This is a genomic window from Candidatus Halobonum tyrrellensis G22 (assembly GCF_000495475.1).
GTDB lineage: Archaea > Halobacteriota > Halobacteria > Halobacteriales > Haloferacaceae > Halobonum > Halobonum tyrrellense.
Genome location: NZ_ASGZ01000015.1, coordinates 1 through 7,431, shown reverse-complemented (window position 1 = coordinate 7,431; position 7,431 = coordinate 1). Strand labels below are relative to the sequence as shown.

Here is a 7,431-nt window from a genome sequence, read left to right as displayed (position 1 = left end):
CGGGGTCGGCGCGGTCGCCGGCCCGGTCACACCGGCCGTCCTCGTGCCGACGCCGTGGCTCCCGGCGGTCGGGGCCGTCGGCGGCGCGGCCGGCTACGAGGCGCTGGTCGGTCGCGTCGTCGACCCCCCGGGGACGTTCCGCCGGGTCGCGGCCGGCCTGCTCGTCGCCTCGCTCGTCCCCGCCGTCGCCTTCCTCGCGGTCCGGGCGGAGCCGTCGACGCCGGCGCTGGTCCTCCTCGTCCTCGACGCCGTCGCGGTCGTCGGCTGTGTGATCGCCCGCTCGCGGCTGGCGTGGCCCGCCGGCGGCCGCGACGCCGGCGACACCGCTTAGTGAGCGCGTCCGCGAAGGCGTACGTGAACCCGACACACACGCGTCGCGAACTGCTGGCGGCGCTCGGGGTCGCGGGCGCGGCCGGCGTCGCCGGCTGTTCGGCACCGAACGGGGGGAACGGCGCCGACGGGAGCGACGGGGGCGGGGGGCCGGCGGCGAGTACGGCCGCCGGGACGGACCCCGCGACGACCGGAGCGGGAACCGACGCGCCGGCCGACCTCCCGGCGCGCGTCGGCACCGAGACGCTCGCCGACGGGTTCGCCTCGCCGGTCGGCGTGGAGTTCCCGCCCGGCGCCGACGGCCGCGCGTACGTCGCCGACCAGCGCGGCCGGGTGTTCGTCGCCGACGGCGAGACGGCGCCGTTCCTCGACGTGCGCGACCGGATGGTGGACCTACCTGGGGGCTACTCCGAGATGGGACTGCTGGGGCTGGCGTTCCACCCCGAGTTCCCGGACGACGACCGGGTGTTCGTCCGCTACAGCGCCCCCGCCGGGGAGGCGACGCCGTCGGGGTACAGCCACACGTTCGTGCTGTCGTCGTTCTCGGCGACGCCCGACGCCGCCGACCCCGACAGCGAGCGTGTCCTCCTGGAGATTCCGGAGCCGCAGTCGAACCACAACGCCGGGTCGGTGGCGTTCGGCCCCGACGGCCTCCTCTACGTCGGCGTCGGCGACGGCGGCGGCGCGAACGACCGCGGGACCGGTCACGCCGACGACTGGTACGACGCGGTCGCCGGCGGCAACGGTCAGGACACCGCCGAGAACCTGCTGGGGAGCGTCCTCCGGGTCGACGTCGACGGCGGCGCCGGGGACGACGATGGCGGCGCCGGAGACGGCGACGACGGCCGGCCGTACGGCATTCCCGAGGGGAACCCGCTGGTCGGGCGCGAGGGACTCGACGAGCAGTACGCGTGGGGCTTTCGCAACCCCTGGCGGTTCAGCTTCGACCGCGAGACGGGCGACTTCTACGTCGCGGACGTGGGACAGAACCGGTGGGAGGAGGTGAACCGCGTCGTCGCGGGCGGCAACTACGGCTGGAACGCCTACGAGGGCACCCACCCGTTCCGGGCCGACTCGGCGCCCGAGACCACGCCCGACGGCGACCCGCTCCGCACGCCGGCCGTCGAGTACCCCCACTCGGGCGACGGGCGGGTGACGGGCGTCACCGTCATCGGCGGCTACGTCTACCGGGGCGACGCGCTCTCGGGGCTGGGCGGGCGCTACCTGTTCGCCGACTGGCAGACCGACCGGCGGCTGTTCGTCGCGGACCCCCGGGAGGGGGCGGGCTGGCCCGTCTCGGTCGTCGAACTCGGCGGACTGCCGGCGAGCGCGCGCGTGCTCTCGTTCGGCGAGGACCCCGACGGCGAACTGTACGTCTGTACGGCGGGTCGGGACGGCGGCGCGGTCCGGCGGCTCGCGGGCGTCGACGCGTAGACGGGAGAGCGACCGGCCTCAGTCGCCGGCCGCCGCGGACCCGCTCGCCCCGTCGGCGCGCGCCTCGCGCGCGGCGGTGAAGTCGTAGGTGACACCGGTGAGATCCTCCGAGACGCCCCACAGGCGGCGGGCGTCCCCCTCGTCGTGCGACGCCGGACTCGACTCCTGGACCGCGGGGTAGCCGCGCATGTTCCGAAAGCCCCCGGGACCGACGTACTCGCCGCCGTCGAGGGCCGGGCTAGTCGCGGCGTACAGCATCGGGAGTACGCCCCGCTCGGGCGACTGGGCGAACGCGGTGTTGGCCGCCTTCATCGCCAGCACGCGCAGCCGCGACCCCTCCGCTTCGGGTCCGCGAAGCTGCAGGTTCGTCGCCGCGTAGCCCGGGTGACACACCACGCTCGTCACGTCGTCGACGCCCGCCCCGCGGAGCCGCCGGTCGAGTTCGTAGCCGAACAGCACGTTCGCGAGCTTGCTCCGTGCGTACGCGTCCCACTTGTCGTAGTCGCGTTCGCCCTGGAGGTCGTCGAACTCCATCTCGCCGTCCTCGTGGAGACCGCTCGACTGCGTGACGACGCGCGCCTCGCCGTCGGCCGCCGCGAGGCGGTCGAGCAGCAGGCCCGTCAGCGCGAAGTGGCCGAGGTGGTTCACGCCGAACTGCGTCTCGAAGCCGTCGGCCGTCTCCGAGCGGGGTATCGCCATCACGCCCGCGTTGTTACAGAGGGCGTCGACGGGCGCGTCGACGCCGTCGGCGAACGCGCGGACGGAGTCGAGGTCGGCCAGGTCGAGTTCCCGCACCTCCAACTCGCCGGCCACCCCCTCCTGTTCGACGTCGGCGCGCGCGACGTGGCCGCGCTCGGTGCTCCGACACGCCATCACGACGCGCGCGCCGACCCGCGCGAACGCCCGCGTCGCTTCGAGACCGAGACCGCTGTTCGCGCCCGTCACCACGACCGTCTCGCCGTCCATCGCGGGGAGGTCGTCGTGCGTCCACCGACCGTCCCCGGGGTCGCTCGCGTTCGGACTCATCGGGCCGGCTACGCGCCTGACCCACAAAAACGCCCGCTCCGCGCGGCGGCTCAGAGCCACTCCTCGCGGCTGAAGTACGCCACCAGCACCGCCGCGACGCCGGCCATCCCGACCAGCACCGCGGGGTAGGCGTACGGCCAGCCGAGTTCCGGCATCGTCGCGAAGTTCATCCCGAACAGCCCCGCGACGAACGTCAGCGGCAGCAGGACCGCCGAGACGACCGTCAGCTTCCGCATCACCTCGTTGGTCGACTGCGACACCGTGTTGAGGTAGATGTCGCGCGCGCCCGAGGTCAGGTCGCGGTACGTCTCCGTGAGTTCGACCACCTGGACGAGGTGGTCGTACACGTCGCGGTAGTACTTCTCGGTCGCCTCCGCGACGTGATTGGCGTCGCCCCGGTAGAGCGCGTTCGCGGCGTCCCGCGTGGGCCAGACCACGCGACGGATCGACAACAGCTCGCGCCTGAGGTCGTTTATCGCCGCGAGCGTCTCGGGGTCGGGTGCCTCGATCACCAGTTCCTCGACCGACTCGATGTCGTCTTCGACCTCGTCGAGCAACGCGAAGTAGTCGTCGACGATCCGGTCTAACACCAGATAGCCGACGAAGTCCGGACCGCGCGCGAGCGCGCGTCGCTCGGCCCCCGCGACCCGGTCCCACACCCGGCTCACCGCCGACACCTCGCTGGTCGTGAGCGTCACCAGCCACCCCTCGCCGACGAACACGCCGACCGGGTCGGTGCGGATCTCCTCGAGGAACGTGGTCTCGCCCACGCGGAAGCGCGCCGCCTTCGCGAGGAAGAACGTGTACTCGTCGAACACCTCGGTTTTCGGCCGGACGTCGTTCACCACGTCCTCGACGTGGAGCGGGTGGATGCCGAACCGCTCGGCGGTCCGGTCGAGTTCCGCCCGGTCGCCCGACGCGCACACCCACGTCGTCCCCGGCGCGCGGATGGCGGCCTCGGGGTCGTCGAACGCGTCCGCGCCGTCGGGCGTGTACGACAGCGACCGCATCATCCCGTATCCGCCCCGCCGCCCCGGCCGTACGTCACCGCCGCGAGGGTCAGGCCGACCATCACCCCGGCGATGCTCGCCTCCCGCCCGGGGTACGGCGCGACGGTTCCGGCGACGTAGCCGACCGCCGACAGCGCGGTCAACGCCGCCCCCGCGAGGAACGTCCGGTTCATACCCCTGCCGTCTCGCGGTGGGGGCGTAAGCCTAGGCGTCACCCGACGGGGGCGACGGCCGACGGACGGGGCGGGCGGAACGAGAGCCGAGCGGCCGGGTCGACCTTCGGACGGGGTCGTCGGTGCTCGCGTGGGGGCGGGAGACGCCGCCGCAATCGACCGGCCGGTTCAGTCGTCGTTGACGACGACCTCGACGGGTTCGCGGTCGGACTCCTCGGCGGCCTGCTTCTTCGAACTCTGCTCTTGGTAGTGGAGCACGCCCGCGACGGCCAGCACGACCCACGCGCGCCAGTTGGCCATGTTCAGCGTGTAGCCGATGCCGAACGGTTTCTCGACGGCCATCTCCTCGTCGGGCCGCCAGTAGGCGGCGAGCATCCGACCGATCGTCGGCGGCTCGAAGTTGTACGGGATGCCGAACAGTTCGCCGCGCACGGTCTCGTCGCTGTCGTCCATACGCCCGGCTAGCGTCGGCAGGTGATAAATCGTTTCGGCTCGCCAACTCGCCGGCCCGCCGTCGGCCGACCCGCCGACTCGCGCCCCGTCGACGCGACCCGGCGGACCGACCTGGGGTTCAAATGCGATGCCCGGACCACCCCGCGCGTGCGCTGAGGTTCGCCGCGCGGGGACCCGCGGCAGTGCGACCCACCCCCGCGCGGGCAGCCGCTGGGTCGCCAGTCCGCCCCGCGGACCGACCGGTCGCCGGTTCGCCCGCACTATCGGTAGCGACCGCGCCCCTCGACCGTCCGGAGGCGGTCGAGCACCCGCTCGGAGCCCCCGTCGCCCGCCTCGCGGTAGCCCGCCTCGACGGCGTCGACGAGCGGTTCGGCGCCGTCGGTCGTCCCGACGAGCGACTGCTCGAACACGTGGAGGTCCATCGCGTAGTCCTCGACGTGGTCCGTCGCGTAGCCGAGACCGAAGTCGACGAGGAACGGTCGGGGCGCTCGGTCGCCGTCGACCTCCCGAGCGGCGCCCCCCTCGTCGGCGCCGTCGACGACCCGGACGTTCCGGGTCGTCGGGTCGCCGTGGACCAGCCCCGCGGTGTGGAGGCGTGCGAGGTGGCGGCCCACGCGCCGCGCGCCCGCCGCCGTCGGGTCGGCGGCGAGGTCGCGGTCGCCGACGTACTGGAGGGTGAGCGTCGACCCCTCGACGTCCGCGTCGCGGACGAGCGGCGTCGGCACGCCCGCGCGGCGCGCCTCCGCGAGCAGTCGCGCCTCGCCGACCGTCCGCTCGCGCCGGAGCGTCGCGTCGAGCGTCGGGTGGCGGTACTCCTTCGCGAGCCGACGCTTCACCGCGCGCTCGCCGTCGAGGTCGACGGTCGCCTCCGCGCCGCGCCGCACCCCCTCGTCGTCCCGGCCGCCCGCCACCGCCACCGACGCGGCGTCGTCGCGCCACGTGACGGCTACCTCGTCCGGGCGGTAGTCGGGGTCGACCGCCGACTCCGAGACCGGGAGGGTGTCGCCGGCGGCCGCCATCTTCGCGCCCAACACCGCGATCATCCCGGCGTTGTCCCGGAGGAAGCGCGGCTCGGGCGCGTAGAACGCCGCGCCGCGCGCCTCGCACATCCCGGCGAGCATCTCCCGCAACCGCTCGTTCTGTCCCACGCCGCCGCCGAGGACGAGTTCGTCGGCGCCCGTCAGCGACAGCGCCCGCTCGGACACCTCCGCGAGCATGGCGAACACGTGCTCTTGGAGCGAGAAACAGACGTCCTCGACGGGGACGCCGTCGTCGTACGCCTGCTTCGCGGCGCTCATGATCCCCGAAAACGAGAAGTCCATCCCCTTCACGACGTACGGCAGGTCGACGTACTCGCCCGACTTCGCGTGCTCCTCCACCTTCGGACCGCCGGGGTGGCTCCACCCGACGTGGCGGGTGAACTTGTCGATGGCGTTGCCGACGCCGGTGTCCATCGTCTCGCCGAGCACCCGGTAGCGGCCGTCGTGATACCCCAGCAGGTGGGCGTTCGCTCCCGAGGCGTTGAGACAGACCGGCGCGTCGAACCCCGAGCGGTGGCGCCCGATTTCGAGGTGGGCGACCATGTGGTTGACGCCCACGAGCGGCACGTCGAGCGTCGCCGCGAGCGCCCGCGCCGCGGTGGCGACGATGCGGAGACACGGGCCGAGTCCCGGTCCCCGCGAGAACGCCACGGCGTCGACCGGGTCGGCTCCGTACGCCTCGCGGGCGTCATCGAGGGCGGTCCGCACCACCCGCGGCACCGCGTCGCCCATGTGCTCGGCGGCCTCGCGCGGGTGGATGCCGCCGCTGTCGGGTTCGTACGCGTCCGAGTGGATAGAAACCGCGTCGGTCTCGGCGTCGTAGACGGCGGCGCTCGCACACCACGCCGTCCCTTCGATGCCGAGGACGCGCATCTGTGGTGAGTGGCCGCTCGACTACGCCTCTTCGGCGTCCGCCTCGTCGTCGCTCGCGCCGATGGCGTTCCGGTCGAGCATGTACGCCTGTTCGACGTCGGTCGCGTGGTCGGCCGACTCGTACACCTTCGCGTAGCCGATGGTCTTGCGCATGCCGAACTTGGTGTCGAGTTCGTGGACGACCACCTCGTCGGCGGACTTGTCGAGTTTGGCGGCGAGCGAGTCGCGCACCTGCAGGCGCGCGGGCGTGGCTTCGTCGTGGACGATCTCGAACCGGACGTCGGTCCGGTGGAGCATCGGGTTCTCCTCCTCGGAGATGACGTCGATATCCATGGTTGAGTTGCCGGAGAGTCGGCCGAGTAGGGGGAAAAGGATTTCGAAGGCCGCCGACGCGGCGGATCTCGACCGCGCGGCCGCCGGCGCCCCACGGGAAACGGCGATCGGCGCACGCGGGCGTCGTCGACCGGGTGGCCGGGCGGAGCGTCGCGGCCGGCTACCGCCGGGCGTGACGGGGCGACGAGGGGATGCGGAACCTGGTCTGGACTGGCGGTACGACGGACGGCTCGTCGGGACCGGCGACCCGACGGTCGGAACGGTCCGCGGAGACCGAACGGGTTCGGTCCGACGCCGACGAACGGAGCGGACCCGGAACTGGGTCGGCGGAGGGCGACCCCACCCTCACTACCCACCGCCCTCCGCCGGCTACCGCTCTAGCCGCGCGAGCGCCGTCTCGCTCCCGCCGGCCATCCGTTCGAGCAGGTCGCGCGCGCGCGCTCTCGACTCGGGCGTCACCGCGACGAGCACCATCCCCTCGCCGGGTTGGCCGTAGACGACGCTCGCGCCGTCGGGTGCGGCGACGATGGCCGGCAGGGTGGCGAGGTCCTCCTCGCCGGTGACGTGGACCACGGTCGGCCGGTCGGCGTCGAGGCCCGCCCGGAGCGCGTCGAGCATCGCGGCCGACAGCGTCGCGGGTTCGTTCTCGACGTCGATGCGCGCGTCGTCGCTCTCCCCGTCACCGTCCCGGTCGAGCACCGCGGCTATCTCGTCGCCGACCGCCTCCCGTTCGGTCTTGCCGTCGATCACCGCCACGTC

The 7,431-nt window shown here is 73.4% G+C and carries 9 protein-coding genes; 2 read left to right on the top strand and 7 right to left on the bottom strand.

Going from position 1 to position 7,431, the window contains the following annotated elements:
- Window positions 1-331, top strand: a 331-nt coding sequence (locus K933_RS18265) for a hypothetical protein (protein ID WP_023393630.1), incomplete at its 5' end; no start/stop codon positions are given.
- 23 nt (window positions 332-354) lie between these two features.
- Window positions 355-1,764, top strand: a complete 1,410-nt coding sequence (locus K933_RS05140; protein WP_049947622.1) for a PQQ-dependent sugar dehydrogenase — start codon at window positions 355-357, stop codon at window positions 1,762-1,764.
- A gap of 18 nt (window positions 1,765-1,782) precedes the next feature.
- Here K933_RS05140 and K933_RS05135 read toward each other — a convergent pair whose 3' ends face one another.
- The 7 genes from K933_RS05135 to K933_RS05110 all read right to left on the bottom strand — a co-directional run.
- Window positions 1,783-2,790 carry an oxidoreductase gene (locus tag K933_RS05135; RefSeq protein WP_023393628.1) on the bottom strand — a complete coding sequence of 336 codons (1,008 nt, stop codon included), beginning with the start codon at window positions 2,788-2,790 and terminating at the stop codon, window positions 1,783-1,785.
- 50 nt (window positions 2,791-2,840) lie between these two features.
- Window positions 2,841-3,803, bottom strand: a complete 963-nt coding sequence (corA, locus tag K933_RS05130; protein ID WP_049947620.1) for a magnesium/cobalt transporter CorA — start codon at window positions 3,801-3,803, stop codon at window positions 2,841-2,843.
- Window positions 3,800-3,973 (bottom strand): hypothetical protein, encoded by a 174-nt coding sequence (locus tag K933_RS18610; RefSeq protein ID WP_023393626.1) that lies wholly within the window; start codon window positions 3,971-3,973, stop codon window positions 3,800-3,802. Before K933_RS18610 ends, corA begins: the two co-directional genes overlap by 4 nt.
- A gap of 168 nt (window positions 3,974-4,141) precedes the next feature.
- On the bottom strand, window positions 4,142-4,426 hold the full coding sequence (locus tag K933_RS05125) for a DUF5808 domain-containing protein (RefSeq protein WP_023393625.1): 285 nt from the start codon (window positions 4,424-4,426) through the stop codon (window positions 4,142-4,144).
- Window positions 4,427-4,686: 260 nt separating this feature from the next.
- Complete coding sequence (locus K933_RS05120; protein ID WP_023393624.1) at window positions 4,687-6,339, bottom strand: bifunctional N(6)-L-threonylcarbamoyladenine synthase/serine/threonine protein kinase; 1,653 nt, start codon at window positions 6,337-6,339, stop codon at window positions 4,687-4,689.
- Between the two features lie 21 nt (window positions 6,340-6,360).
- Complete coding sequence (locus tag K933_RS05115) at window positions 6,361-6,672, bottom strand: 30S ribosomal protein S24e (protein WP_023393623.1); 312 nt, start codon at window positions 6,670-6,672, stop codon at window positions 6,361-6,363.
- A gap of 369 nt (window positions 6,673-7,041) precedes the next feature.
- The coding region (locus K933_RS05110; RefSeq protein WP_023393622.1) for a GTP-dependent dephospho-CoA kinase family protein at window positions 7,042-7,431 on the bottom strand (390 nt) is incomplete at its 5' end.